At 72.7% G+C, this 25,798-nt stretch carries 23 protein-coding genes and 1 riboswitch; of the genes, 12 read left to right on the top strand and 11 right to left on the bottom strand.

Annotated features, from left to right (window positions below):
* The first annotated feature begins 219 nt into the window (after positions 1-219).
* Together ACFWXC_RS24130 and ACFWXC_RS24135 are read left to right on the top strand one after the other, a co-directional pair.
* Positions 220-1,209 (top strand): aldo/keto reductase, encoded by a 990-nt coding sequence (locus tag ACFWXC_RS24130; protein ID WP_384481798.1) that lies wholly within the window; start codon positions 220-222, stop codon positions 1,207-1,209.
* Between the two features lie 57 nt (positions 1,210-1,266).
* A complete protein-coding gene (locus tag ACFWXC_RS24135; protein ID WP_384481800.1) occupies positions 1,267-2,439 on the top strand; it encodes a PP2C family protein-serine/threonine phosphatase in 1,173 nt (390 codons plus the stop codon).
* On the opposite strand, the gene ACFWXC_RS24140 is transcribed toward ACFWXC_RS24135, so the two are convergent.
* Entirely contained in the window at positions 2,419-4,074 is a 1,656-nt protein-coding gene (locus ACFWXC_RS24140) for a carboxylesterase/lipase family protein (protein WP_384481802.1), read from the bottom strand. The two genes, ACFWXC_RS24135 and ACFWXC_RS24140, sit on opposite strands and share 21 nt — an antisense overlap.
* Positions 4,075-4,302: 228 nt before the next feature.
* On the opposite strand from ACFWXC_RS24140, the gene ACFWXC_RS24145 reads away from it, so the two are divergent.
* Positions 4,303-5,088, top strand: coding sequence for an NPP1 family protein (locus ACFWXC_RS24145; protein WP_384481804.1), 786 nt, complete (start codon positions 4,303-4,305; stop codon positions 5,086-5,088).
* Position 5,089: 1 nt separating this feature from the next.
* Here ACFWXC_RS24145 and ACFWXC_RS24150 read toward each other — a convergent pair whose 3' ends face one another.
* The 4 genes from ACFWXC_RS24150 to ACFWXC_RS24165 form a co-directional block, all read right to left on the bottom strand.
* Positions 5,090-5,551, bottom strand: coding sequence for an SRPBCC domain-containing protein (locus ACFWXC_RS24150; RefSeq protein WP_384481806.1), 462 nt, complete (start codon positions 5,549-5,551; stop codon positions 5,090-5,092).
* Positions 5,552-5,624: 73 nt separating this feature from the next.
* Positions 5,625-6,440: an SAM-dependent methyltransferase gene (locus tag ACFWXC_RS24155; protein ID WP_384481808.1), complete on the bottom strand. Its 816-nt coding sequence runs from the start codon at positions 6,438-6,440 to the stop codon at positions 5,625-5,627.
* Between the two features lie 112 nt (positions 6,441-6,552).
* A complete protein-coding gene (locus ACFWXC_RS24160; protein WP_365793949.1) occupies positions 6,553-6,789 on the bottom strand; it encodes a DUF397 domain-containing protein in 237 nt (78 codons plus the stop codon).
* A gap of 1 nt (position 6,790) precedes the next feature.
* Positions 6,791-7,666 (bottom strand): helix-turn-helix domain-containing protein, encoded by an 876-nt coding sequence (locus ACFWXC_RS24165; RefSeq protein WP_384481810.1) that lies wholly within the window; start codon positions 7,664-7,666, stop codon positions 6,791-6,793.
* 329 nt (positions 7,667-7,995) lie between these two features.
* Here ACFWXC_RS24165 and ACFWXC_RS24170 point away from each other — a divergent pair, with 329 nt between their 5' ends.
* Both ACFWXC_RS24170 and ACFWXC_RS24175 read left to right on the top strand, forming a co-directional pair.
* Positions 7,996-8,604 (top strand): ATP-binding protein, encoded by a 609-nt coding sequence (locus tag ACFWXC_RS24170; protein WP_384481812.1) that lies wholly within the window; start codon positions 7,996-7,998, stop codon positions 8,602-8,604.
* A gap of 295 nt (positions 8,605-8,899) precedes the next feature.
* Entirely contained in the window at positions 8,900-9,631 is a 732-nt protein-coding gene (locus ACFWXC_RS24175) for a DUF6454 family protein (RefSeq protein ID WP_384481814.1), read from the top strand.
* A 43-nt stretch (positions 9,632-9,674) separates the two neighbouring features.
* Here ACFWXC_RS24175 and ACFWXC_RS24180 read toward each other — a convergent pair whose 3' ends face one another.
* From ACFWXC_RS24180 to ACFWXC_RS24195, 4 genes are all read right to left on the bottom strand, one after another.
* The gene (locus ACFWXC_RS24180; RefSeq protein ID WP_384481816.1) at positions 9,675-9,926 is read right to left on the bottom strand and encodes a hypothetical protein; all 252 of its coding nucleotides are present in this window, start codon (positions 9,924-9,926) and stop codon (positions 9,675-9,677) included.
* Positions 9,927-9,947: 21 nt separating this feature from the next.
* On the bottom strand, positions 9,948-12,095 hold the full coding sequence (locus ACFWXC_RS24185) for a hypothetical protein (protein ID WP_384481818.1): 2,148 nt from the start codon (positions 12,093-12,095) through the stop codon (positions 9,948-9,950).
* Positions 12,096-12,202: 107 nt separating this feature from the next.
* Positions 12,203-12,661, bottom strand: coding sequence for a flavodoxin family protein (locus ACFWXC_RS24190; RefSeq protein WP_384481820.1), 459 nt, complete (start codon positions 12,659-12,661; stop codon positions 12,203-12,205).
* Between the two features lie 52 nt (positions 12,662-12,713).
* Positions 12,714-14,030, bottom strand: a complete 1,317-nt coding sequence (locus ACFWXC_RS24195; protein ID WP_384481821.1) for a lipase family protein — start codon at positions 14,028-14,030, stop codon at positions 12,714-12,716.
* 255 nt (positions 14,031-14,285) lie between these two features.
* On the opposite strand from ACFWXC_RS24195, the gene ACFWXC_RS24200 reads away from it, so the two are divergent.
* The gene (locus ACFWXC_RS24200; RefSeq protein ID WP_384481823.1) at positions 14,286-14,927 is read left to right on the top strand and encodes a lipoprotein; all 642 of its coding nucleotides are present in this window, start codon (positions 14,286-14,288) and stop codon (positions 14,925-14,927) included.
* Between the two features lie 73 nt (positions 14,928-15,000).
* On the opposite strand, the gene ACFWXC_RS24205 is transcribed toward ACFWXC_RS24200, so the two are convergent.
* A complete protein-coding gene (locus ACFWXC_RS24205; protein WP_384481849.1) occupies positions 15,001-16,923 on the bottom strand; it encodes a DUF1996 domain-containing protein in 1,923 nt (640 codons plus the stop codon).
* Between the two features lie 397 nt (positions 16,924-17,320).
* Positions 17,321-17,495: riboswitch (cyclic di-AMP (ydaO/yuaA leader) on the top strand.
* Positions 17,496-17,503: 8 nt separating this feature from the next.
* Here ACFWXC_RS24205 and ACFWXC_RS24210 point away from each other — a divergent pair.
* Positions 17,504-19,549 carry an NlpC/P60 family protein gene (locus ACFWXC_RS24210; protein ID WP_384481824.1) on the top strand — a complete coding sequence of 682 codons (2,046 nt, stop codon included), beginning with the start codon at positions 17,504-17,506 and terminating at the stop codon, positions 19,547-19,549.
* Between the two features lie 16 nt (positions 19,550-19,565).
* On the opposite strand, the gene ACFWXC_RS24215 is transcribed toward ACFWXC_RS24210, so the two are convergent.
* Positions 19,566-20,624 carry an NAD-dependent epimerase/dehydratase family protein gene (locus tag ACFWXC_RS24215; protein WP_384481825.1) on the bottom strand — a complete coding sequence of 353 codons (1,059 nt, stop codon included), beginning with the start codon at positions 20,622-20,624 and terminating at the stop codon, positions 19,566-19,568.
* 246 nt (positions 20,625-20,870) lie between these two features.
* Between ACFWXC_RS24215 and ACFWXC_RS24220 the strand changes: the two genes are divergently transcribed.
* The 5 genes from ACFWXC_RS24220 to ACFWXC_RS24240 all read left to right on the top strand — a co-directional run bounded on the left by ACFWXC_RS24220 (position 20,871) and on the right by ACFWXC_RS24240 (position 25,773).
* Entirely contained in the window at positions 20,871-22,235 is a 1,365-nt protein-coding gene (locus tag ACFWXC_RS24220) for an FAD-dependent oxidoreductase (RefSeq protein WP_384481826.1), read from the top strand.
* A gap of 304 nt (positions 22,236-22,539) precedes the next feature.
* Positions 22,540-23,706, top strand: coding sequence for a hypothetical protein (locus tag ACFWXC_RS24225; RefSeq protein ID WP_384481828.1), 1,167 nt, complete (start codon positions 22,540-22,542; stop codon positions 23,704-23,706).
* Positions 23,707-23,746: 40 nt separating this feature from the next.
* Entirely contained in the window at positions 23,747-24,034 is a 288-nt protein-coding gene (locus ACFWXC_RS24230) for a DUF1232 domain-containing protein (RefSeq protein ID WP_384481830.1), read from the top strand.
* 23 nt (positions 24,035-24,057) lie between these two features.
* The gene (locus ACFWXC_RS24235; RefSeq protein WP_384481832.1) at positions 24,058-24,744 is read left to right on the top strand and encodes a 2-phosphosulfolactate phosphatase; all 687 of its coding nucleotides are present in this window, start codon (positions 24,058-24,060) and stop codon (positions 24,742-24,744) included.
* A gap of 114 nt (positions 24,745-24,858) precedes the next feature.
* Positions 24,859-25,773, top strand: a complete 915-nt coding sequence (locus ACFWXC_RS24240) for a hypothetical protein (RefSeq protein ID WP_384481834.1) — start codon at positions 24,859-24,861, stop codon at positions 25,771-25,773.
* Positions 25,774-25,798 lie beyond the last annotated feature (25 nt).

A 25,798-nucleotide genomic window follows, 5' to 3' on the forward strand; every position in this document is an offset into this window, starting at 1 on the left:
GTCCACGTCTGCCGGACGGGGAGCACGGACCGGGAGCGGCGGGCCGCGGCGGCCGTTTGACATCGAGTGCGCTCGAAGCCGTAGCGTCCAGAGCGCTCCTCCGGACGAGGCCCCGGTGCCGGGATGCCGATGCGCGGATTCCGCAGCTGAATGGAACTGGGCCCGTGGGCCCTCCGGAACGGAGCCGGACCCGAGCAGCGACGAAAGGCTGGGAGTGACATGCGACAGCGCAGTCTGCGAGACCTTCAGGTGAGCAGCATCGGCCTCGGCTGCATGGGAATGTCCGCCTTCTACGGCACCGCCGACCAGGACGAGGGCGCGCGGACCATCCACCGGGCGCGGGAACTGGGCATCACCTTCCTCGACACCGCGCAGCTCTACGGGCCGCTCACCAACGAGACGCTGGTGGGCGAGGCGGTCCGGGGGCACCGGGACGAGTATGTGATCGCCACGAAGTTCAACTTCCGGATGGACGACGCCGTCCCCGGCGACATGAGCAGCATCGGCCCCCAGGACGGCTCCGCCGAGCACGTGCGCAGCTCGGTGCACGGCTCGCTCCGGCGTCTGGGCACCGACTACATCGACCTCTACTACCAGCACCGCGTCGACCCGAACGTGCCGATCGAGGAGACCGTCGGCGCCATGGCCGAGCTGGTCGCCGAGGGCAAGGTGCGGCACATCGGGCTGAGCGAGGCGAGCCCCGAGACGATCCGGCGGGCCCACGCGGTGCACCCGATCGCGGCCGTGCAGAGCGAGTACTCGCTGTGGACCCGCGACCCGGAGGACGAGGTGATCCCGACCTGCCGTGAGCTGGGCATCGGGTTCGTGCCGTACTCGCCGCTGGGCCGCGGCTTCCTGGCCGGCCGGTTCTCCTCCCCCGACGACCTCGACGCGAACGACTGGCGCCGCACCGGCCCCCGCTTCACCGGCGACAACCTGGAGGCCAACCTGCGGCTCGCCGACAAGGTGAAGGAGATCGCCGCGGAGAAGGACGTGACCCCGGCCCAGCTGGCCCTCGCCTGGGTGCTGGCCCAGGACGACCACATCGTCCCGATCCCGGGCACCAAGCGCCGTACCTACCTGGAGCAGAACGCCGGCGCCGTCGACATCGAACTGTCCAAGGAGGAACTGGCCCGCATCGACGCCGAGGTGCCCAAGGCCGCGGGCGAGCGTTACGACGAGGCCGGGATGAACAGCGTGAACCTCTAGGACCGCCCGTCCGGCGCGCGGTGGCCGGGCGCGTGGCGGTGACGCACGCTGGTAGGCATGGGGAGCCGGTGGAGCGTGGCGGAGCCGCAGCAGTCGTGGCACGTACTGCTGCTGCTCCCGGTGCTGCTCATCGTGGTGATCACGGCGGCGGCCATCGATTCGCCCCCTGACATCCACCTGGGTCCCACCCTGGTCATCGCGCCCGCGCTCACCCCGTCGTTCGCCGGACCCCGCACGACGGCGCTGGTGGGCGCGCTGGCGGTGGCCGCGCAGGTGGTGATCGCCGTCTTCCACGGTGGGCTGACGAGCGCGAACCACATCGTGCAGATCGTCACACTGACGTTGCTCTCCGTGATGGTGACGGTCTACTGCGCGGTCCGCGACCGGCGCCGCGCCCAGCTGGCCCAGGTCCGCTCGGTCGCCGAAGCCGCGCAGCACGTGCTGATGTGGCCGCTGCCCGAGCAGATCGGCCCGCTGCGGATCGCCTCGCTGTACCTGGCCGCGGAGGACGAGGCCCAGATCGGCGGCGATCTGTACGCGGTCACCCGCTCCGACGGCCAGGTCCGGGTGCTGATCGGCGATGTCCGGGGCAAGGGGCTGGCCGCGATCGGCGAGGCGGCGCTGCTGCTCAGCGCCTTCCGGGAGTCCGCCCACCGGGACATCACGCTGCCGGAACTGGTCGCCGTCCTGGAGCAGAGCGTGACCCGGTACGCGGCGGACCGGGAGTCGCCCGAGGAGGCGGGCGAGCGGTTCGCGACCGCCCTGCTGATCGAGATCCCCGACCTGGACCCGGTCACCCGGATGACGAGCTGCGGCCATCCGCCGCCCCTGCTGCTGAGCCCCGGACACGCGGTCACCGTCCCGAGCCTGCATCCGTCGCCGCCGCTGGGCGTGCACGGGACACGGGCCACGGAACACACGCTGGACGTGTTCTCCTTCGAACCGGGCGACACCCTGCTGCTGTACACCGACGGGGTCATCGAGGCGCGGGACGTCCGGCGCCGCTTCTATCCGCTCGCGGACCGGGTGACGCAGTGGACCGACGCCTCTCCCGAGGCGCTGATCCACCACGTCCGGCGCGATCTGCTGACCCATGCCGGCGGCCACCTCGGCGACGACGCGGCTCTGATCGCCCTGCACCGCACCCCGAGCGTGCACCGGCATCACCACGGGATACTCGGCCATGGCGGCGCCCGGACGGGGAGCGTTTCAGAACTCCCTGGTCTGTGACTCCAGGTAGGTCGTCAGGAAGGTCAGCTTCGCGTCGCTGTCGGCCACCGCGACCGTGCCGAAGTCCGCGCCGAGTTCCATCGTCCGCGGGGTGTCGGCGGCGAGGGCGGGCCAGTCGGCCAGGGAGCTGCCGTTCGGGTCACCGGTGGCGGCGAAGCGGGCGACGTAGGACGCGGTGGTGTCGGCGATGTCGTAGTCCTGGGAGGTCCAGGGACGGTCGGTGCTGTAGAGGTAGCCGAGCAGGTAGTAGACGTCGGAGCCCTGGAAGGCGCCGGAAACCTCGGTGCCGATGACCGGGTTGGTGCCGTCGTGGCCGGGCGGGACACGGGTCCAGAAGTAGGTGCGGACGGCGCTGGAATTGCCGGCGGTGTCCTTGAACTGGGTCGCCCACAGGAAGGCGGAGACGCGCTCCTCGTCGCGGGCGTAGGCGCTGTACTGCTGGGCCGCCGACGTGTCGCTGTCCGCCGGGTAGAGCTCCAGGAAGGTGTCGGCCAGCCCCAGCGGGCCGAACTCGGACCGGGCGTACGCCTGGTACGCGTCGAGAGTCGTCTTCAGACCGGGTGAGGCGCCGTTCGCGTCCTTGCAGACCCCGGTGAGGACGGGCACGTCGGTCTCGGCGCGGGCCGCCAGCACGGCCGTGTAGGTGTCCGGCAGGACATGTCCGTCGAGTACGTGGCCGAAGTCGGCGGAGGCGTCGGCGGCGGCCCCGGCGACGAGGTGGCCGGCGTCCAGCGCGCGCAGTTCGGCGAGGCTCTGGGCGCCCAGGTAGGCGGCGAAGCCGGTGCCGTCGGCCTCGGCGTCGGCGAGCGTGCGGTAGCGGCCGGTCCCCCGGGCCAGCGCCGGGTCCTTGGTGTACCGGACGCCGGAGGAGAGCAGGGCGCGGTGGTAGAGACCCTTGGCGCGCCGGGAGGCGAGGAGGATGTTGACGATGGACGCGCCGTGCGCCCAGCCGCCCAGGGTCACCCGGTCCGGGTCGCCGCCGAAGGCGGCGATGTTCCGCTGGACCCACTCCAGCGCGGCGACGACGTCCAGGATCCCCCAGTTGCCCGAGCCGCCGTACGCGGACTCGGCGGTCAGTCCGGGGTGGGCGAGACCGCCGAGCGGACCGACACGGTAGTTGGGATTCACGACGACCACGCCCTTGGACGCGAGCAGGGAGCCGTCGTACATCTCCTGGCCCGACCACAGGGCCCGGTCGCCGCCGTAGAGCCAGACGAGGACGGGGCGGCCGGTGCCCGAACCGGTCGCCGTGGTCCAGATGTTGAGGTTCAGGCAGTCCTCGCCGAGCTCGGGCACCTGGTCGTCGGGGATGTCCGTGACCGGCTGCGGGCAGGCCGGGCCCCAGGAGTCGGCGGCGCGCACCCCGTCCCAGGAGGGGGCCGGCTGCGGCGGGCGCCAGCGGTTGGCTCCGGCGGTGGAGGCGGCGTACGGGACGCCCTTGTAGACGGTGACGCCGCGCAGGCCGCCCTGGACTCCGGTGACCCGGCCGGACTCGGTGGTGACCGGGTCGGCGTCGGCCGTGTTCCGGGCCGCCTCGGCCGGCGTGGCCAGCGTGCCGAGCAGCCCGGCCGCGGCGGCGGCGCCGAGGAAACCGCGCCGGTTCAGCGCGGCCGAAGGCATGTCTCTGTCGTTCACGGGCTCTCTTTCGGGTCGTGGGGGGGGGAGCCGACGAGAAGCCTGGCGTCGGGCCGGGTGGCGCGGCAAGCGCAACCGGGCTACTCACAGCAGGTCAACAGGCTCTGACAGCAATGGAGTTGACCGAGCTGTTCAATTGTCTTTGGGTCAAAATTAAGCCGTAAGGGTGGTCTCGACCATTGGCTGACTGTCAGACTCCGCTTCGCCTTTCAGAGACAGGGAGTCGACATGCCCGACCTGCAATCCCCCACCCGCAGACGGCCGCTCCGCCAGGCCCTCGCCGCCACCCTCGGTGCCCTCGCGCTGGTCGTCGCCGTGCCCGCCACCGCGCACGCCGACGTCCTGACGCTGCTCCCCCAGAACGCCGACGGCCTGGAGCAGACCTTCTCCCCGGCCTACGACTACGACGGCGACGGCTGCTACACCACCGCCGCGATCGGCGCCGACGGCACCCTCAACCCCGGTCTGGGGCTGGGCGGTGACGTCAACGGCCACTGCCACGACTACGCGCAGCTGGCCAACGCCAACACCTACTCGCGCGAGAAGTGCAACAACGGCTGGTGCGCGGTGATGTACGCCAGCTACTTCGAGAAGGACCAGGCGACGTACGGGCCCGCGGCCATCGGGCACCGGCACGACTGGGAACACGTCATCGTGTGGATCCAGAACAACCAGGTGCAGTACGTCTCGGTGTCGCAGCACAGCAGCTACCAGGTGGCGGCCGCCTCGGCGATCCGGTTCGACGGTACCCACCCGAAGATCGTCTACCACAAGGACGGCCTGTCCACCCACGACTTCCGCTTCGCCAACTCCAACGACGACCCGCCGGAGAACGTGACCGGCGGCTGGTTCTTCCCGCGTCTGGTGGGCTGGGACGGCTACCCGGCGGGCTACCGCGACAAGTTGATGAACGCGGACTTCGGCAGCGCCACCATCAAGATCAAGGACGGCTCGTTCAACGCCAACCTGTCGTACTCCATGCCGTCCGGGATCTCGTTCGACCCGAACGCCTGAGTCACCCGCGGCCCTCGACGAGCCGGGCCAGGCTGTCGAGGGCCATCCGGGTGCCCAGTTCGTTGTCCTCGGGGCGGACGCCTTCGGGGATGCCCTCGTGCAGGATCTCGACGTCCGTGCCACCGCCGGCCGCGGTGAGGGCCGTCGTCATCGTCATGGTGCCGCGCACCGTGTCGTCGGCGGTCTCGAAGTCGATGACCTCGACGACGAGGCGGTCCGGGACCAGCCGGGCGAAGTGCCCCCGGTAGGTGTCGGTGTGCCCGCCGGACTTCCCGGCGCGGCCGGGGTCGTCGTAGTCGAGGGAGACCCGGAACCCGCCGCCCTCCCGGGCGTCGAAGGCGTGGACCCGGGCGGTCATGCCGTCCGGTGCCCGCCAGGCGGCGACCGCCGCCGGGTCGAGCAGCGCCCGGTAGACGGCGGCCGGGGGCGCCTGCACCCGCCGGGTGACGCGCGTGCTGGTCATGGCCTCACGGTACCCGTGAGACGACCGTGCCGGGGCCGGGAAGGTGAGCCGGGCCCCGGCACGGAGCCCTGGGTCACGGCTTGCGGGCGACCGCTCCGTACATCGCGATGTCCTCGTCGCGGATGCCTTCCTCGCCGTTGCCGTCCGGGTGCCACTTGTGCACCTGGACGATGCCCGGCTCTACCAGCTCCAGGCCCTCGAAGAACTTGTCGGCCTCGTCGATGGTGCGCAGCCGCATCGGCATGTTGCGGGCCGCGTACTCGCGGGCGACCCGGCCCACCTCCTCGGGCGCGAACTCGGCGGTGCCGATGGACATCGCCAGGTAGCTGCCGGAGGGCAGCGGTTCCAGCAGCCGCCGTACGACACCGACCGCGTCGTCCGCGTCCAGCATGAAGTGCACGATGGCGATCACCGTGAGCGCCACCGGCTGGTCGAGGTCGATGGTCTCGCGCAGCTCGGGGGCGTCGAAGATGTCCGTCAGATCGCGGAAGTCCGCCTCGATGTACGCCGTCTTGCCCTCCGGCGTGCTGGAGAGCAGGCCCTGGGACAGGGTGAGGACGATGGGGTCGTTGTCCACGTAGACGACCCGGGAGTCGGGCGAGACGGCCTGGGCGATCTCGTGGAGGTTCGGGGAGGTGGGTATGCCGGTGCCCACGTCCAGGAACTGGCGCATTCCCGCCTCCTCGGCGAGCCAGCGCACGGCGCGGTTCATCCAGTCGCGGTTGGCGCGCATGTGGATCGGGAGCGCGGGCCACTCCCGGGCCATGGCGTCACCCGCCTCCTGGTCGGCGGGGTAGTAGTCCTTGCCGCCCAGGATGTAGTCGTAGATCCGCGCGGAGTGCGCGTTCTCGGTGTCGATGCGGTCGGCCGGCCATCCGTTGTCGGGCAACGCCGTGTCTCCCATTCGGGTGAGGGGGGATGCGGGGGTCTGTGCTCAGGGGGATAAGAGTGGGGGGTTGGGTGAACGATCAGCTATAGCAAGGAAGTTCCGGGAGGAAGGCTCACATCAGGAAGTCGGCGTCACCCGCCTTCACACCGGACAGGAAAGTGGTCATCTCGCGGGGGGTGAAGACCAGCGCCGGGCCGTCCGGGTCGGTCGACTGGCGTACCGCCACCCGCCCGTCGGCGAGCTTCTTCACTTCCACGCAGGCACCGCCGGCGTCGTCGCTCCACGGCTTGGACCAGCCGCGCGCGCCGAGCTGCCGGGACGGAATGCCGTTGTGTATCTGGTGGTGCACGTCAGAGCTCCTTGCGAATCGCACCGAGGAACACCTCGGTCTTTCTGGCGGGCGCCGCCTGGGCGCCCAACCGGTCCAGAGCCTCGCGATAGACCACGACATCCTCGCTCTTGTCCAGGTAGACGGCGCCCACCAGGCCGTTGAGATAGACGATGTCGGGCAGTTCGGGAGCCCGGAACCGGAAGAGGTGGTACGCACCCGCGCGCATCGCCGGGTGCGGGCCGTTGGCGAACGGCATGATCTGCAAGGTGACGTTGGGCAGCCGGTTGATCTCGATGAGATGGTCGATCTGGGCGCGCATCACCCCGGCGCCGCCGACCGGCCAGCGCAGCACCGTCTCGTCCATCACGACCCAGAGCCTGGGCGGCGCCTGGCGGGTGAGCAGTTCCTGGCGGCGCATACGCAGCGCCACCCGGCGCTCGGTGGCCTCGGCCGGCGCGTGCGGGTTGCCGGCGCCCAGCAGGGCGGCGGCGTACTCCCGGGTCTGCAACAGGCCGTGCACGAACTCGTTCTCGTAGGCACGGATCTGCAACGCGGCCTGTTCCAGGCTCAGATACGCGGCGAACCAGTCCGGCATCACATCGCGGTAGGTGTGCCACCAGCCGCGCTTGTTGGCCTCGCGCACCGACTGCAGGAAGGTGTCGACCTCCTGGCGCTCCGTCACGCCGTAGATCTGCAGCAGCTTCTCGGCGTCGGCCAGCCGGAGCCGGGCCACCTTGGCGGCCTCCATCCGGCGGATCGTGGAGTGGCTGACGCCGATCGCGGTGCCGGCCTGCTCGTAGGTCAGGCCCGCCCGGGTCCGCATCTCCTCCAGCTGCCGGCCGAGGATCATGCGCAGGACAGAAGGGGCACCGCCCCAGTCGGTCTCCGAGGTCACGCCCTACCCCCTCGCACCAGGTTTCAGGGTCACCGTCTCACGCGCTCGTGATCGGCTCACGGAGTCATTCGATCACTTCTTGTCGGGAGCAGCATGCACTTCACTTCTTGCAATTTTCAACTTGCCGGTTGCGAGGCGATGTTGGCAGATGCCAGAGTGGACCTACTGCTCCGACCGACCAAGGAGCAGGCGAAGCAGTCCAGTTGGGGGAGACTGAGCTGCGATCCGGTGTCGTCCAGGCACGGGTCGTCGTCTGCCCCCGCGCGGCCCGGGGCGGATGCGACCGCTCAGCCCCCCACGCTGCGAAGCCGGACGAAAGGCGCACGGCGATGGCCCCGCCCTCTCTCCCCCAGCCGCTCGACCGACTGCCCGACGACCGGATACCCGGCCTGCCCCGACCGGCCCTCGCGGCCGGCGCCGAGGGCCCGCACCGCCCGTCGGACGCGACGGGCACCCCCCGACCACCCGGAGGCGAACGCCTCGGTCGACTCCCTGGGCCGCAAGGCCTCGACCGGTTCGCCTCCGGGGACCGGCCCGCCCCGCACAGCCTGGCCTTCGACCTGGCCCCGACGCCCCGGGCGGTGGGCAACGCCCGCCGCAGCGTGGGCGAGCTGCTGGCCTCGTGGGGCGTGTGCGAGGAGGCCTGCGACAACGCGGTCCTGGTGACCTCCGAACTGGTGACCAACTCCATCGTCCACTCGGCCGGCCGGCGGATCATATGCCGGGTGCACGCCGCCCCCGACCGGATCCGGATCGAGGTCGAGGACCAGAGCGGGAGCTTCACGCTCCCGGCGCCCCGGCAGGCCAGACCCGACGAACAGAACGGGCGCGGGCTGTTCCTGGTCGACGCGCTCAGCCTCGACTGGGGCGTCACGGTCGCACCGGAGGGATCCTCCGCACGCGTCGTCTGGGCCGAGCTGTCGACGGCACCGGACTGACCTTCCCTCTTCATCTCCCCTCACATCTCAGGAAGCACGTCGTCTCATGAACCATCCCCCCACGCCTGTCCTCGCCGCCGACCCGTCCTGGACCGGCACCCGTCCGAAGCCCGGCCCGGAACAACCCCACACCGTCCCGGCCGGCTGACCCCGCTCCCTGTCCCGCCCCGCGGCCCGGGCCTCCTGCGAGGCCCGGGCCGTCGTGTGTCCAGGGCGGGTCCCGGCACGGGATGCGGCCGTCGGGGTCGCGCCGCATGATCGGAGGAAGGGGCCCGCGGCGGAAGGCGGCACCTCGATGAAACCGACGGTCGACGAGGCCATCGCCCGCGTGGCCAGGGCCGCCGAGTGGGTCCTCGTGGACACGGTCGCGCTCGACTTCGCCTGCCACCACCCGCAGGGCATGGACCGGGCCGACGGCAGCTTCTTCGTGAGCAGCGCCGAGATCCTGCGGCCGGCCGAGGCCACCACGGGCCCGCACGGGACGTCGTACACCCCGGGCACGGGCCGTGGGCACCTCTTCGAGATGAGCCCGCGGGGGCGGCTGCTGCGGCACTGGGAGCTCGGCGAGGACACGGTCTACCACGCGGGCGGTCTCACCCACGACGGGCAGTTCGTGTGGGTCACGGTGGCCGAGGACCGGCCCGACTCGCGGTCCATCGTCTACCGCCTGGACCCGGCGACCGGCGAGGTGGAGGAGATGTTCCGGTACCCGGACCACCTCCGCGACATCGCCCGTGACCCCGAGACCGGTCTGCTGCACGCGGCGACCTGGGGCGGCCGGCGGGTCCTGGTGCTGTCCACGGACGGCGAACCCGTCGACGGGGCCCCCGTGCCGAGCCGCCACGTCGACGTCCGGGACTGCGCGGCGGTCACCGCCCACTCCCCCGCCGGGCGCGCGGTCACCGTCCGGGCCGTGGACTTCGAGATCGCCGGCGCCGACCGGCTCCGGCTGTACGCGCTGCCCGACGACTCCTCGGCACCGGGCGAAGCGTGTCTGCTGGTCCTGGAAGCCGCACTGCGCGGCTGACGCCCGGCGCGCCACGGTGCACCGGCCTCCGGACGGCCGCCGGTCAGTTCGTCGCGTGGGTCAGCAAGGCCGTGGCCGCGGAGCGCAGTTGGGCTGCCGCGGCCGCGCAGGCCGTCGCCTGCCGCTCCAGGGTGGTCCCGCTCCACTCCGGTGCCTCGGCGCAGCCGGCCAGGGTCACGGCGGCACCGCGCAGCCGTTGCGCGTAGCCGTCCATCCGGTCGGCGTCGACTCTCAGGTCGTCGACGTACGCGAGGAGTTCGGGGGCGGCGGTGGCGGGACGGGATTCGGTCACCATGGGGCGCACCTGTTCTCGGGCTCAGCGCGGCAGCAGCGCGCCGGCGCTTCTGTGGGCCACGAACCGTGGGCTGGTCAGGACGAACCCGGGCCGGACGGTGTCGAGTTCGAGGATCTGGAGGTGGCGGGCGAGCGGCCCGTGCCCGCCGTCGAGCCGCAGCCGTACCCGGGGGCGGGTGTGGACGCGCGGTCGGCCGGCTGCGCGGACCAAGGTGCGTACGGTGCTGTCGCCCCGGCGGCCGTAGAGCACCCAGTCCGCCTCCGGGCAGCGCACACCGGGGCCGGGACCGCCCTCGACGCTCAGGCCCAGCTCCGGTGCCTCGACCCGCAGTGCACGTCCTTGCAGGGCGACCTCGGCGGATCCGTGCACGGCCGGCTGGGCCCAGAGCTCCTCGGCCACCGCCCGCGCCTCCTCGGTGCCGACGGCGAGCGAGACGACGTACCGCCCGGTGCGGCGCAGGTCGACGCGGCGCACCAGATCCCTGGCGAGGTCGTACGCGTGCGGCCGCCACAGGTCGTCGACCAGGACGGACAGGGCGAGTTCGGTGTAGGGGCCGATGGTGGTGCAGCGGTGCTCGTAGAGGGAGAGCACGGCCAGGGCGCGGCGGCCGAAGCGGGCGGGGACCATCCAGGTGACGTCCGGCAGCAGGCTCCGGGCGACGTCGGTGTCGACCGGGTAGCACAGGTGGGCGGCGGAGGAGTCGTAGTAGCGGACCGGCACGTCGACCGGGCCCGCCGAGGTGGCGACGCTGGTGGTGGGGACGGTCAGCAGGGGGTAGCCCTCGGGCGGGCGGGCGCGGTCCTCGAACCGGTAGACGCGGGTGCGTTCCACCGGGCCCCGGTAGGGGGTGAGGGCCTGGTCGACGTCCTGGGTGACCTGCGGGATCACCGTCTCCAGGTGGTCGATGTAGACGCGGAGCAGATGGCAGTGCGGGAACTCGTGGTCGGGGCCGGCGTACTCGGCCCGGTACCCGTTGGGGTGCGGGGCGAAGGCGGAGCCCGCGCCGCGGCCGTCGAGGGCCGGGACGATGTCGTGCCGGTTGGTGATGCCGGCGACCCAGGTGCGCGGGTCGGCGGGCCTCCGGTCGCCGGTCGGGGAGCCGACGGCGACCACGTGGGTGACCCGGTAGGCGCGGCAGAACTCCTCGTCCTGGGCGAGGTTCAGCAGCGCGATCCCGCCCTCGCCGTGCCCGACGAGCGCGAGGTCGGCGCCGCGCGGGACGCCGTGGTCCCGGATCGCCCGCAGGATCGAGCGGGTGTAGGGCGAGTCGGTCATGAACAGGTTGCGCCAGGCGTCGGCGAAGTCCTGAGGGGAGTCGTCGCGGGGGCGGCCGGCGGCCGTGCCGGGTGCCTGGACGACGTACCGGAGCACACCGTCGGGTCCGCGCACCTCCTGGACCAGGACGCGGCCCCCGGCGTCGAGGACGTCCAGGTTGCGCAGGAAGGCGAGCAGGGAGCCCTCGGTGGCGATGCCCTGGCTCTCCCGGGCGGACGGTTCGACGGCCTGGACGGTGCCTTCGTCCCGGTCCGTGGCGGAGGGGTGGGCGGCGCTGATGCCGCGCACCGGGTCGGCGGTCAGCTCGCGGCCGGCGGCGAGCGCCCAGGCCGTCTCGTCGTTGACCGGGTCCTCGCCCAACAGGCCTCGGATGGCGAGGAGTTCCGCCAGGATCGGGGCCAGTTGAGACAAGGCCCGCTGCTCGCCCCGGTCCTTGAAGAGGGCCCGCAGCGCCCGGACGGCGTCCAGGTCCCGGTCGGCGGTGACCGCGGCCGTCAGCCGGCGCATGCCCGGGTCGCGCCCGAACTCGGGGTGGTCGAGCAGGACGGCGGCGATCCTCAGCCGCAGGGACGTGACCGCCACCAGCGCGGCCAGGCTCTCCCGGCCCAGCGCCTCCCCCGCCGCGCCGAGCAGCCGGCCCATGCCGTCCGGTGCCACGACCGCCGAACCGCCGAACCCCTGGCTGTTGGTGAGCGCCCGCAGCAGCGCCCAGCGAGCGGCGCAGCCGGTGCGCGGGCGGCGGCGCGCGGAACTCGTCAGCGCCGGGGCGAACAGGACGGAGCTGGTCCGTGCGCACACCTCGCGGATGCCCTCGGCGACGTCCACGACGTCACGGGCGCACTCCCGCAGCAGTTCCTTCGTGGGCGGCCCGGAGGCATGCCGATCCGCTGCCATCCGACGCTCCCTGGGATCGACGACATGGCCTGGTCCCATCGTGTGCCCTGGACCGGGCGCGCGCACCTTCGTCCGTGCGGGTGACGCAGAGCGCCGCGCAGAGCCCGTCAGGCGTCGCCGGCGAGGCCGGCGGCGACGGTCGCGCCGAGTTCCCAGCACGCCTCGATGTCGGCCTTGCCGGGCTCGCCCGTCACCGTGACCGGCTGGGCCGCCCGGCGCCAGCCGAGGCCGGTGGTGATGGAGTCGAGGGCCCGCAGGGCGCCGGTGACGTCGTTGCCGCCGTGCACGTAGGCGCCGAAGGGGCGGCCCTGTGTCTCGTCGAGGCAGGGGTAGTAGATCTGGTCGAAGAAATGTTTGAGGGCGCCGGAGACATAACCGAGGTTGGCCGGGGTCCCGAGGAGGTAGCCGTCGGCCGCGAGGACGTCGGAGGCCGTGGCGGACAGCGCCGCCCGCCGCACGACCCGGACGCCCTCGATCTCCGGGGCCGTCGCCCCGGAGACCACGGCCTCGAACATGGCCTGGCAGTGCGGCGAGGGGGTGTGATGCACGATCAGCAAGGTAGGCACACCGGCACCCTGCCGTGCGCGGCCCGCCGACGGCAACCGGCGGGGCCGCCGGTCAGGGCTGTACGGGCATGGTCCAGCAGTTGGAGAGGGCCGGCAGGCCGGACAGCCGGGCCGTGAGCCAGGCGACGGCGTCGCCCTGGTCGGTCAGCAGGGGCGCGAAGTGGTTCAGCAGGGCGCGGCCCGCGTCCGGCAGCACGACCGGCACATAGGTGACGTCCGCGCCTTCGTCGCACCAGTCGACGGCGAGCCGGCGGGCCTGGGCGTGCGGGACGAGGTCGTCGCTGACGCCGGTCGCCAGCCGGACCGGGCTCGCCGGTGCCGTCCTGCCGATGCGCTGGTCGTCCAGGAAGGCCTGGAGGGCGGGCTCCTCGCCGATGACGTCGGAGATGGAGCTGCCGTCGGTGGTCCAGGCGGTGCTGTGCTGGGAGCCGTAGGCGAGGAGCGCGTCGCCGACGCACATCGTCGACAGGTCGGCGAGGGCGGCCCGGCCCGCGGCGCCGAGGTGGGCGTCGACGAGGGGCTTCAGCGCCGGGTCGGACTGGACGAAGCCGTTCACCGCCCAGCCGAGGGCGCCGGCCAGGTCCGTGCCGTCGATGGCCGCGGTCACGGCGGTGAGGTCGGCGGGCGGCGCCCCGGCGTAGGTGCCGGCGAGGGTGACGTCCGGGGCGTAGTCGGGCTGGAGTTCGGCGGCCGCCGCGGTCGCGCCGCCGCCCTGGCTGTAGCCGAACAGGCCCACCCGCGAGGCGGCGGTGACCGAGGCGCCGGGCACGCTTCGGGCGGCGCGTACGGCGTCCAGGACCGCGTGGGCGCCGTCCAGCCGGTTGACGTAGGTGTGCAGCCGGTCGGTCGCGCCGAGCCCGACGTAGTCGGTGACGACGACCGCGACGCCCTCCGCGAGCAGCCGGTAGACCGACAGGTCCTCGTAACCGACGGACACCGTCTGGCCGTTGAGGACCAGTGGGTGCTCCAGGCCCAGGGAGGCGGCGCACTGGTCACCCTGGCCCATGGTGCCGGGCGCCAGGGCGACCAGCGGGCGGGCACCGGGGCCGAACCAGGGCAGCGTCGGCTCGAGGTAGGCGCCGGTGACCGCGACGGGGCCGCCCGCCGAGTCGGTGGACTTGTACATCAGCCGGGTCGCGCGGCCGGGCAGCGGACCCGGCAGGCTCGGCAGGCTCAGGGCCAGCGGGAGGGGTTCGGTACGGATGAGGGTGCCGTCGACCGTGGGGAGGCCGGCGGGCGGATCGTAGAAGGCGGGGATGGTGACGCCCCGGGAGACCTCCGCTCGGGAGACCGTGGCCTGCGCGGTCTGGACACAGAGGCAGGCGGCAGCGGCGACGGCGGTGGCCAGCAGGCGGATGCGAACGGGCATGGGGTACCTCCTTGACGTGCGGGACGTGGGAGGTGGTGCGGGGAGCGCGGAGCAACGTCCCCGGTGCGGCCCAGGGGACGGGTGCGGCTTCCTCGACGGTAGCGAGCAGCGCGTTACCCGCGGTAGCGGCCGTCAGGTTACGGTTCAGTAATATGACAGCCAGTCAACAACTGCTCCCCGGACGAATATCCGTCCGGCCTTGTCGGAGCCCTCGATTACAGTGACCGGCCGGGGACGCCGAAGGGGAGGCAACGGGTGGGAACCCTGGGAAGAAGAGCCGTACCGCTCGCGCTGCTCGCGGGGCTGCTGACGGGGTGCGGGGCGTCGCCGCGCGCGACCGACGTCAGGGAATCGGGGCAGGCGTCCAGCGGGGCGGCCCAGAGCGGGGGCACGGTCGGCGCCGCCGGTTCGGCCTGTGCGCTGCCGGTCACGTTCGACACCGCCCGCGGCTGGCAGGCGGAGGCGGTCGACGGCCTGGCCGCCGTCGCCTCGAACGGCACGGACGGCGACCTGGCTCAGAGCCTGCTGCGTCAGGGCCCGGTGACCCTGGTCTGCGAGATCGACGCCAAGCCCGCCGGGGCCATCGGCTTTCTGCGGGTCTCGACCGGAAAGCCGGGCAGCGGTGACGCCGGCGCGGTGCTGCGGGCCTTCGTGGCCGCCGAGAAGGACACCAGCGAGGCGAAGTACCGGACCTTCACGTCCGGCGGACTCGCCGGGGTGCGGGTCGACTACGTCTACACGAGCAAGCTGCTGGACGAGAGCAAGACGGAGTCCGCACTGGCCGTGGTCACGCCCCGCGGACCCGTCGTACTGCACCTGGGCGGGCTCGACAGCGCGGAGCACGAGGAGATGCTTCCCGCGTTCGAGCTCGCCCAGCGGACACTGCGAACCGCCTGACCCCGGCACAGGGGTCAGGCGGAGTCGCGTCGACTCCGTCAGGCCGAGGCCGGGCGGAGTCGCGTCGCCTGCGTCAGGCCGAGTTCCTCCATCGGGTGCGCCACAGCAGCACGAACCCGGCGGCCAGCAGCAGTCCGCCGAAGACGGCCGGCCAGAGGTGGGCGCCGGTCTCGGCGAGATCGCCCTGGACGGCCTGCGGCTCGGTCTGGGGTGCGGTGGACGGGGTCTCCTGGCCCGCCGGAGCGGCGCCGGCCTCGGTCGCCGTGTCGGTCGGGGTCTGGGTCTCGGGCCGCTCGGTCGGCTTGCTGATGGCACCGCCCCCCGTGCCGGACGACTTCTTGGGCGAGGCGCTCGTGTAGACCTGCGGCAGACCGGTGTTGCCGGCCTCGGTCTTCGTGGCGGACGGCTCGGCGGGCGGCTCGGAGGGCTGGGCGCTCTCGGTCTCGGCCGGCGGGTCGGCCGGGGCCGCCGTGTCGCTCGGCTCGGTGACCGGGCTCTCCGTGTCGGACGGCGGGTTCTCCGGGCTCGCCGACTCGGACGGGTCGGGGTCGGCGCTCTGCGACGGCGGCTGCTCGTCGGCCCCGGCCCCGCAGGTGCGGCCGGAGTTGATGCAGTCGACCATCTTCCGCATCAGGCCCTCGTCGAAGACGTTGATGAAGTCGCCGTGGTCGGTGACCGGCTTGTGCAGCTGCTCGGGGAACGAGTCCACCGAGAACAGCGGGACCGTACGGCCGCCGTCCTGGAGGCTCGGCGCGTCGACGTCGTAGACGATGCGCTGCACCAGCTGCGGAATCGCCTGGAAACCGGCCGCGCAGCTGCCGTCGGCCGCGGCGAACGCCACATGGGTGCGGTGGTTGGCGCTGTCGATGTTCCGGCCGTCCCAGCAGCTCTGGAACTTGAACGTGCGTACGACGTCACTGCCCGAGGGGCAGAGCGGGTACTTGTCCTTGAGCTGCCGGTCCTCGAAACCGGTGCAGCTCCAGGAGGCGTTGGCGTTGGCCGGGCCGTTGACGAAGGCCTTGGCGTCACCGGTGATGATGCGCAGCAGCCGCGGCATCTCGGTGACCTTGGAGGTCGGGTTGCCCTCGAAGGTCAGCGTGACCTCCTTCGCCGTCACGATCTGCCCGGCGTTGCCCTCGGTGCCGCCGCCCGGCTTGTCGGCGTCCCGCTCCTGCTTGCCGTTCTGCAGCCGCAGCACGGGCCAGTAGTACGTGGACTTGTCGCCCTGGTCCGCACAGCTCGTGTCGGCGTTCGCGAGGTCGTCGTCGCTGGCGAAGGCGTTGTTGGACTGGTTGCCGATGTAGTCGTGGAAGTGGTGGGCGCCGTTGGAGACACCGGGCGCCACGATCACGTTGTCCGAGTTGAACAGGCCGTTCGCGTTGACGCCGCAGCTGGAGGCGAAGGTGCCCGTGGAGCCGCCGGACTGCTCGGACGGGGTCGTGACATTGGGCTGGACGGTGGTGATGTCGGCGTAGTCGGCGGCGACGGGGCCGTTCCCGCCCTGGCCGCCGATACCGGCACCGGCACCGGCACTTGCGCTCTGGCTCGGCGCGGCGCTGTCCTGCGGCGCCGTCGACTGACCGGCGCCCTGGTCGGAGGAGCGCAGGGTGCAGGCGGCGAGGTCGTCGAGGCCCTGGGGGCGGTCGCCCTCGCGGTCGATGGCGTCGGCGATGCGCTGGAGGGATTCGGACCGCTTCTCCTTCAACGGATCCAGGATCGTCTGGTCGGCGAGACCGGGGTTCTGCTGGATCGCCGCGGCCGACTCCTTGAGCTGCTGGTAGGCGGCCGCGATCTGCTGGTCCAGCTGCGCGAGTTCGCCGTCGACGTCGGCCCGGGCCGCGTCGGGCACGTCCGTCAGCCGGCTGCCGACGTCGGGGCAGTAGACGGTGGGCGCGGACAGCACCTGGGCGTTGGCGGTCTGCCCGGCCTGGTCCGAACCGCCTTCGGTGGCCGAGGCATAGACGTTCACCGCGACCAGTACTCCGCCGCCGAGCATCAGGGCGACCGCTGCGAAGGTCGCGCGTTGTGCGCCGGTCGGGCGTCTGCGCCTGTTGGGTCTCAAGGTCGTTCCCCTGCGTGTCGTGGTCGGCCGGACATGGAAATCCCTCGCCCTATACGCGGCGTGGCGCCACCGTGTTCAACGGTCCCGGAAATTCACGGTGACCTCACAGGTAGCGGACTCCTCAGGCAGCCGACGGCACAGCTCCGACGGCCGCACGACGGCGACCGGGGTACGGGCGAAATGCCGTCCCGCACGGCCGGATCTCGAACGCTACGACGAACATCACAATTACGTATCGGACATTACGCACTTCAACCTTCACACGAGTGACACAAGTTGGCTAAGTTGACGGGCAAGCCGTTCGGCTCCCCCCGGCGAATCCCGTCGGGCCGCGCGGCCTCCGCCTAATCCGGTGCCCAACGGGGCGTTCCGGAGCCGGGGACCCAACCGAACCACTGGGGTGAATCGGTCAACTGCCCTTAGGGGCAAGGACCGTAGGGCATGCCTTCCGGATCGACCCGCCCGAACCCGACAGCTAACTCGGTAGGCGGAGCACGGAAGGAGCACGACCCCCATGGCGTCCGAAAGCCGTGACGAGGTTCGACAGCGAATCGACAGCCTCTACGACCAGGCCGAGAACGCCACCGGGAACTACAACGCCACACGCGCGATGAACGGGGGCTCGCGGTCCCGCGGTGTCCCGCTGTTCAAGCGGCCCCGACGTGACGACCCGGGCCTCGACAGCATCGCCCGCGAGTGGTTCGACGGCGCGCGATCGCGACTGGGGCCGAGCGTCCCGGCGGCGCTGCCCTCCGACCGGCAGCCCGCCCGGCCCGGCCCGCGGCGGCCGGTCAGCGCCATGGCCGCCGACCTGCTCGGCCAGCTGGAGGGCTCCGGCCCGTCCCGGCCGGAGCTGCCCGCGGGGTCGTCCGCTAAGAGCGACATCGAGGTCGTCCGTGAGCTGCCGGAACGCCCGAAGCTGGAACTGACGGCAGGGTCCCCCGCGGCGCTGCCCCCGGGACCGTCCAGCGCGCCCAAGGCGCTGCCCCCCGCCGCGCCGCAGCGTGCCACCCCGGGCACGTCCAAGACCAAGAGCCAGCTGAAGATCGCCAAGGCGCGCGAGGTGCTGTCCCAGCGCACCGGGCAGCGCGCGATCGCGGCACTCGAACCGGCCGCGCCGGCCCCGCAGCCGGCCCAGGCCCCTTGGCCCACGCCCGAGGCCCAGGTCCCGGCGCAGCAGTGGCCCGCCCCCGACGGCATGCCCGGCCAGTACGGCGACACCGGCTCCTTCCGCACCGACGCCCTGACCGGTACGGGCGCCTTCCCCGCGATTTCCGCGACGGACACGGGCGCCATCCCGACGGTGCCCGCGACGGACACCGGCTCCTTCCGCGTCATGACCCCGGGTGCCGCCCAGCCCATGTCCCCGGCGGACACGGGTGGCTTCCGCATCATGACCCCGGGCGCCACAAGCAGCTTCCCGGCCGTGACCGCCATGGACGCGGGTCCCATGCCGCCCGCGAGCCCCGGCGACACCGGTTCCTTCCGGGTCATGACCCCGGGCGCCACCGGTACGTTCCCGATGCCGGCCGACACCGGCGCCTTCCCGACCGCGGCCCCGACGAACACGGGTGCCTTCCCGACCGCGGCCCCCACGAACACCGGTGCCTTCCCGACCGCCGCGCCCGTCCCGGGCCCGATGGACACCGGTTCCTTCCCCGGTATGGCGCCCGCCGCGACCGCCGCGTACGTCAGCGCACCCCCGGTCGCCGCGGAGACCGCCTATCCCGAGACCGCCTATCCCGCCGCCGCGTACGCCATGCCGGCCCCCGCCGCCATGCCGTCGGCCGACTTCGGCACCGGCGCCTTCCCCGGCGCGCCCGCCGCCGGCATGGGCGCCTACGCCACCGGAGCGCAGCCCGCGGCCGCCGCCTACGCCACCGCCCCGGCGATGCCCGCGCCCCAGGCGCCGATGCCCACGGCAGTGATACCCACGGTGGTGACGGACCCTCCGTGGGCGATGATGGCGTCCCCCGCGGCGACGATCGCGCCCCCCATGGCGATGGCCGCCGCCGCCCCGGTCGCCCCGGCCCCGCTCCCCACCGCCCCTGTCCCGACCGCACCCCCGGTGGTCACCGCGCCCGTCCCGACCGCGCCCCCCGTGGTCACCGCCCCGCTTCCCACCGCGCCCCCGGCCGCCTATGCGTCCGGCGCCGTCACCGACACCGGCTCCTTCCTCGTGCCCGGTGCCGCGGCCGAGCCCGGCAAGGCGATGAAGGCGCTGGCGTTCGCCCGGGCGCAGATCGGGCGGCCCTGTGTCTGGGGGGCCACCGGTCCGGAGTCGTACGACTGCTCCAGCCTCACCCAGGCCGCCTGGCGCGCCGCCGGGGTGTCGCTGCCGCGCAGCGCACCGGACCAGACCTTCGCCGGCACCCCGCTGACACTGGCCGCCATCGAGCCGGGTGACCTGGTCTTCTTCTTCGACAACGACAGCCACGTCGGGGTCTACGCGGGCAACGGCATGATGATCCACGCGCCGAGCCCGGGGGCGTCCATCCGCGAGGAGTCGATCTACAACGCCGGGGAGTCGGCGATCCACCGGGTGGTCCGCCCGGCCTGAGACCCTGCCGTCGGGGTCAGCCCCTCCGCCGCCGCGTGCGCCAGCTCTCGTGGTGGTCCAGGAGGGTCTCCTCGACGGGCCGGTAGGTGAGGCCCAGTTCGTGGATGCCCCGGCTGTTGTCGACGCGGAAGCGGATGCCGAGGTGCTTGCGTATGTAGTCCTGGGTGAGGCCGAAGGACGGGCCGAGGATCCGTACCGGCCAGTGCGGGAGCGCGGTGCGCGGCAGACGCGGATCCCGGGGATGGCGGGTGCGGATGATCCGGGACATCTCGTGGAAGGACGTCATCGTCTCGTTGGCCACGATGTAACGGCCGCCCGCCGCCGGGTTCTCCGCCGCCGCGATGTGCGCGTCGGCCACATCGCGGACGTCCGCGGTGGTGAAGCTGAAGTCCGGGGCGCCGTAGCAGAAGTAGCCCTTGAACAGCTCGTCCAGCAGGAACAGGCTGCCGGACTCGGAGGCGGGCGTGAGCGAAGGGCCCAGAATCAGGCCGGGGTTGACGGAGACCATGCGCCAGCGGTCCTGGGCGGCCTCGGCGTCCCAGGCGGCTCGTTCGGCGACCGTCTTGGCGTAGTGGTAGGGATTGCCGGCCACCGTGCTGGTGGTGTTGAAGTACTTCTCCGTCAGGATCTCGCCGGCCATCTCTCGGACGTCGGAGTAGTCGCCGAAGATCGCCCCCACGGTGGAGGTGAAGACCAGGGTCGCCACGTCCGGGGTACGGTCCACGCTCGCGAGCACGTTGCGGGTGCCGAGCAACGCCGGGTCCACCACGTCCCGTTGACCGTCCTTGATCCGCTCCGGCATCAGGAACGGGGAGGCCACGTGGAAGACGGTCGCACAGCTGCGGAACGCCTCGTCGAAGGAGCCGTCCTGGAGCAGGTCGGCCTCGAACAGGGCGAGCCGGCCGGGGAAGGCCTCCTGGAGTTCCCACAGGGGCCGGACCTTGGCCTTGGCGGAGAGGCGCCGGACGGTCGCGTGGACCCGGTAGCCGCGCTCCAGCAGCCTGCGTACCAGATGGCTGCCGACGAATCCGCTGCCGCCGGTGACCGCGACGGTCGTCTCCCCGCGTGCGTCCACGCTCTCACCCCTCGCCCTCCGGCCACCGCGCCTCGGTGCGCCGCAGAGGACAGGTTGGTGCATGTCCATGGCGCCCGCCAAGCACCGGGAGGAGAGCTGTGGCGTCTCCTGGCCATAAGCGGGGTTCGCAGAAGTCATAAGCTCTTTTTATGAGGTCATAGAAACGACCCGTGTACAAACTTAGGACTGCCTTAGTTTAGGCTTCCCGTTCGAGATCGATTGTCCTCACTCGAAGGGAACCTGATCATGCCGCGCCCCCTGCGGGTAGCCATCGTCGGAGCCGGCCCCGCCGGGATCTACGCCGCCGACGCCCTGCTCAAGTCCGAGGTGGCCGCCGAGCCCGGCGTGTCCATCGACCTCTTCGAGCGGATGCCCGCCCCGTTCGGCCTGATCCGCTACGGCGTCGCCCCCGACCACCCGCGTATCAAGGGCATCATCACGGCCCTGCACCAGGTGCTCGACAAGCCGCAGATCAGGCTCTTCGGAAACGTGGACTACCCGACCGACATCAGCCTCGACGACCTGCGCACCTTCTACGACGCGGTGATCTTCTCGACCGGCGCGACGGCCGACCGCGAGCTGCGCATACCCGGCATCGAGCTGGACGGCTCCTACGGCGCGGCCGACTTCGTCTCCTGGTACGACGGCCACCCGGACGTGCCGCGCACCTGGCCGCTGGAGGCCGAGAAGGTCGCCGTTCTCGGTGTCGGCAACGTGGCCCTGGACGTGGCCCGCATCCTCGCCAAGACCGCCGACGAGCTGCTGCCGACCGAGATCCCGCCGAACGTCCACGACGGCCTGAAGGCCAACAAGGCCCTTGAGGTGCACGTCTTCGGCCGCCGTGGCCCGGCGCAGGCGAAGTTCTCCCCGATGGAGCTGCGGGAACTGGACCACTCCCCCAACATCGAGGTCATCGTCGACCCCGAGGACATCGACTACGACGAGGGCTCGATCGAGACCCGGCGCGGCAACAAGCAGGCCGACATGGTCGCCAAGACCCTGGAGAACTGGGCGATCCGCGACGTCGGCGACCGCCCGCACAAGCTCTTCCTGCACTTCTTCGAGTCGCCGACCGAGATCCTCGGCGAGGACGGCAAGGTCACCGGCCTGCGCACCGAGCGCACCGCCCTGGACGGCACCGGCAACGTCAAGGGCACCGGCGAGTTCAAGGACTGGGAGCTCGGCGCGGTCTACCGTGCGGTCGGCTACCTCTCCGACAAGCTGCCCAAGCTGCCCTGGGACATCGACTCGGGCACGGTCCCGGACGAGGGCGGCCGGGTCATCGAGGAGAGCGGCAACCACCTTCGGTCGACGTACGTCACCGGCTGGATCCGCCGCGGCCCGGTCGGTCTGATCGGCCACACCAAGGGCGACGCCAACGAGACGGTCTCCCACCTGCTCGACGACTACGCGAACGACCGGCTGCAGACTCCCGAGTCGCCCGCTCCGGAGGCCGTGGACGCCTTCCTCGCCGAGCGGAACGTCCGCTTCACCACCTGGGACGGCTGGTACCGGCTGGACGCCGCCGAGCGGGCGCTGGGCGAGCCGCAGGGCCGCGAGCGCGTGAAGCTCGTCGAGCGCGAGGACATGCTCCGGGAGAGCGGCGCGTGACGCGACGCTGAACCGCTCGAAGGGGGGCCGACGGATCGCCGTCGGCCCCCCTCACGTGTTCACCGTCGGCCGGGCGAACGGGGCCCGCCCCGATGCGGATGGACGAGCAGACCCCGTTCGCCGCACCATTGTCCGGAATCCGCCCTGGTCGGGGACACGGGTGAACCGCCGTCGCACGACGCACACGGTGCACACCCCGGGTGCGGGGCGCATTCCCCGTGCGCGGGCGGCCCCCGCCCTGTGGAACACGCTCCCGAGCGGTGATACTGGAACGCACACCCCGCTCCCATCAGCAGATTGGCCCATGTCGAACTCCGCCGCCGACCGTGCCGTCCTTCCGCCGACCGTCTGGGCCGCCCGCGGTCGCCACACGGGCCCGGACTCCGAAGAGGTGATCCGCCGGATCCTGCGCCGCCGCAAGGAGACCGGCGCCCTCGACGACTTCGCCGAACCCACCGTGCCCGCCGAACCCGCCGGATCCGCCGCACCCGGGGAATCCGGCCCGCGGGTCTTCGAGGCGCGCTGGCGCGTCGACGACAGCACGGTGACGGTGCGCGCCCGGCTGACCCTCGTGGCACAGGCGGCCGGACGGGAGTGGCAGCTCGTCGCCGAGGCCGAGCGGCCCTGGGACGAGGCCTGGCCCTCTCCGGCGACGGTGTTCTGGCCCGACGGCGACGAGGCCGGGGACGGGGGCGAGGCCGCCTGGGACTACCACCCGGCCGTCGCGGGCCTGCGGCTGCGCACGGTCAACCCGCTGCCCGCGGACGACAAGGACATGCGGCGGGTGCTGCGCGACGCCGCGAAGGACGCCTGGTGCGTCAACCTCGTGGTGCACGAGGCGATGACGCCCGACGCGCTCGGCCGGCTGCCGCTGGTCCGGCAGCTGCCGCCCGGCCTCGCCCACCGTGTCGTGGAGCACCGGGCCACGCCCCAGCAGTTCCGTGCCGTCAACTGGGCGGTGCGCGACCTCGGCGTGGAGGTGCCGCGCGGCGGTGCCGTCCTGCTGCCCCCGGACCCGGCACCGTCCGGCTACGACGCGCGGGAGTACGCGGTGCGCAGCGTCTTCCTGGACGGCTCGGAGTCCACCGAGCTGATCGCCGCCCTCAGCCGGTTCGTCGCGCTGCCCAAGCCCGCACCGCAGGGCGCCGCGGAGGCGCTGGCCGATCTGCGCGACAACTGGACCCTGATGACGCTGGAGGAGGAGCTCGCCCGCGAACGCGAGCGGGTCGCGCAGTACGCCGAGGCCCTGGAGGCCATGACCAGGTCCCGCGACCTGTACCGGGAGGCCGCCGAGCGGGCCGACGAGGCGCTCGCCGCCCTCCGCGACACTCCCACCCCCGCCGTACCGGCCTCCCAACCCGGCTCCCCCTTCCAGCAGTTGACCCGGGTCTTCAAGGGCCTGCGGCCGCCGAGGGAGAATCCCGGACCGACGGCCATGCCCGAGGACGAAACCGGGAAGACGGACCAGTGAGGAGCCCCGGGCCGGACCGGGGCAGGACGACAGGACAGCGATGGACACCACCACGACCGTGCTCGTGATCTGCGCGATCGTCGCGGCGGCCCTGCTCGCCGGGGCGGTCACCGTGCTCGTACGACTGGTCCGCACCCGGCGCACCCTGCGCCGGGCCGGGCTGCCCACCGGACCGCGCTGGGTGTTCTGGGGCGCCGTCCTGTACCTGGTGCTCCCGACCGACCTCCTTCCCGACCCGATCTACCTGGACGACATCGGCGTCCTCCTGCTGGCCCTGCGCTCGATGCGCGCGGCCCGGGTGCTGCCGGCCGAGGAGCCCGAACTCTGAGCCGCCCGGGGCATGATGGGCTGATGCGAACCACGTTCACCGGTATCTCCGGGCTCTCCTCGCCGCCCGATGTCGCCGTCGTCGTCGACGTGATGCGGGCGTTCACCGTGGCTGCCGGGGCCTTCCGGCAAGGGGCGGAGCGGATCGTCTTCACCGAGACCCTCGACGAGGCACTGGAGTTGAAGGCCCGCCACCCGGGCTGGCTGGCCTTCCAGGACGGTCCGGTGGTGCCGGGCTTCGACCTGGCCAACTCACCGGCCAGGCTGCGCTCGCTGGACGTCGCGGGCCGCACCGTCGTCCAGCGGACCACCGCCGGGACGGCCGGGGCGCTGGCCGTCGCCGGGGCCCGGCTGCTGCTGTGCGCGAGTTTCGTGGTCGCCGGGGCCACCGCCGCCGTCCTGCGGCGGGAGCGGCCCGAGGCGGTCACCTTCGTCGTCACCGGGGACGGCGGGCGGGCCGAGGAGGACCTGGCCTGCGCCCAGTACATCGCCGGGCGGGTGACCGACGACGGCCTCGACCCGGGTCCGTTCGTCGGCCGGGCGCGGAACTCCGGCGCCGCCGCGCGGCTCGCCGAGGGGGCACGGCTCGGCTGGGAGGGCATCCACCCCGAGGACGTACCGCTGTGCCTGGAGACGGACGCCTTCCCGTTCGCCATGGCCGCCGCCCGGGAGGACGGTCACCTGGTGCTGCGCCCGGTCGCCGGCGGCTGAGCCGGCGCTCCGCGAGGACCGACCGGCCGGTGCCGCCCGGGTGCGTTCCGTGGGCGTCGTGGCGCATTCTTGCTGTGTCCCCCACCCGGCGGTGCACGGACGAGGTAGGACCGGATGACTGGGAGCGGCGAGCACCTGGGCCGGGCGCGTGAACGGCTGACCGCGCTGCTGGTCGACGCCTCGACCAGCGCCCTGGACGCGGCCGGCGGCCACGTCGCCGGGGTGTACCTGCGCTCCGGCACCCCCGGTCTGCTGCGGCTCGCGACGCTGGTGGGGCTGCCCGGCCCGCTGTTCAGGCCCTGGTGGCGGCTGCACATGGACCGGCCGTACCCGGTCGCCGACGCCTACCGGCTCGGGGTGCGGGTGGTGCTGCCGAACGCCACCGAGATGGTGCGCCGCTACCCGCAGTTCGCGGCCGGTCTGCCGTTCCAGTTCGGGTCGGTGTACACGCCCGTGCCCGGGGCGGCGCCGTCCTTCGGGGTGCTCACGGTGCTGCGTCCGGCGGTCCCGGACACGGAGGACGAGCTGCCCGGCCTGGACCACCTGGGCCGGCTGGCCGAGGACCTGGGGGCCGGGCTGCGCGAGCTGGTGGCCGAGGAGGGCGAGGCGGCGGTCGCCTGGGAGGGCGAGCCGGTGTGCGTACACCCGCCCGCACTGCGCCCTGGGCCGGCCCGGGCCGGCCGTTTCACCTGGGACCCGGCCACCTCGGCGGTACGCGCGGACGACCGGCTGCACGCCCTGCTCGGCGTGGCGCCCGGGGACTTTCCCGCCACCGGCGCCGAGCTGGCGGCGGCCATGACGCCCACCGACGCCCACCAGGTGCTGACCGCGCTCCGTGAGACCGCGGCCGGCCGGCCGCCGCAGTCCCCGCTGCGGGTACGGGCCGCGGACGGCGCCACGCGCCTGCTGGAACTGTGGCCGCCGCCCGGCGCCGCGGACCCGACCCTGGTCTCCGGGAAAGGGGTGGTGCGGCGGCCCGGGGGGGGGGCCCGCGGGGGGGGGGGGGGGGGGGCCCCCCGGTGGTTATAAAAAAAAACGAGCCCCGACCGACCAC

The sequence above is a fragment of the Streptomyces sp. NPDC058683 genome (genome assembly GCF_042716195.1).
Lineage (GTDB): Bacteria > Actinomycetota > Actinomycetes > Streptomycetales > Streptomycetaceae > Streptomyces.

Excerpts from the sequence above, each read along its gene's own strand:
- ACFWXC_RS24130 (WP_384481798.1), top strand. The coding sequence starts at position 220 with ATGCGACAGCGCAGTCTGCGAGACCTTCAGGTGAGCAGCATCGGCCTC.
- ACFWXC_RS24135 (WP_384481800.1), top strand. The coding sequence starts at position 1,267 with ATGGGGAGCCGGTGGAGCGTGGCGGAGCCGCAGCAGTCGTGGCACGTA.
- ACFWXC_RS24145 (WP_384481804.1), top strand. The coding sequence starts at position 4,303 with ATGCCCGACCTGCAATCCCCCACCCGCAGACGGCCGCTCCGCCAGGCC.
- ACFWXC_RS24150 (WP_384481806.1), bottom strand. The coding sequence starts at position 5,551 with ATGACCAGCACGCGCGTCACCCGGCGGGTGCAGGCGCCCCCGGCCGCC.
- ACFWXC_RS24170 (WP_384481812.1), top strand. The coding sequence starts at position 7,996 with ATGGCCCCGCCCTCTCTCCCCCAGCCGCTCGACCGACTGCCCGACGAC.
- ACFWXC_RS24175 (WP_384481814.1), top strand. The coding sequence starts at position 8,900 with ATGAAACCGACGGTCGACGAGGCCATCGCCCGCGTGGCCAGGGCCGCC.
- ACFWXC_RS24180 (WP_384481816.1), bottom strand. The coding sequence starts at position 9,926 with ATGGTGACCGAATCCCGTCCCGCCACCGCCGCCCCCGAACTCCTCGCG.
- ACFWXC_RS24185 (WP_384481818.1), bottom strand. The coding sequence starts at position 12,095 with ATGGCAGCGGATCGGCATGCCTCCGGGCCGCCCACGAAGGAACTGCTG.
- ACFWXC_RS24195 (WP_384481821.1), bottom strand. The coding sequence starts at position 14,030 with ATGCCCGTTCGCATCCGCCTGCTGGCCACCGCCGTCGCCGCTGCCGCC.
- ACFWXC_RS24205 (WP_384481849.1), bottom strand. The coding sequence starts at position 16,923 with ATGCTCGGCGGCGGAGTACTGGTCGCGGTGAACGTCTATGCCTCGGCC.
- ACFWXC_RS24210 (WP_384481824.1), top strand. The coding sequence starts at position 17,504 with ATGGCGTCCGAAAGCCGTGACGAGGTTCGACAGCGAATCGACAGCCTC.
- ACFWXC_RS24220 (WP_384481826.1), top strand. The coding sequence starts at position 20,871 with ATGCCGCGCCCCCTGCGGGTAGCCATCGTCGGAGCCGGCCCCGCCGGG.
- ACFWXC_RS24225 (WP_384481828.1), top strand. The coding sequence starts at position 22,540 with ATGTCGAACTCCGCCGCCGACCGTGCCGTCCTTCCGCCGACCGTCTGG.
- ACFWXC_RS24230 (WP_384481830.1), top strand. The coding sequence starts at position 23,747 with ATGGACACCACCACGACCGTGCTCGTGATCTGCGCGATCGTCGCGGCG.
- ACFWXC_RS24235 (WP_384481832.1), top strand. The coding sequence starts at position 24,058 with ATGCGAACCACGTTCACCGGTATCTCCGGGCTCTCCTCGCCGCCCGAT.
- ACFWXC_RS24240 (WP_384481834.1), top strand. The coding sequence starts at position 24,859 with ATGACTGGGAGCGGCGAGCACCTGGGCCGGGCGCGTGAACGGCTGACC.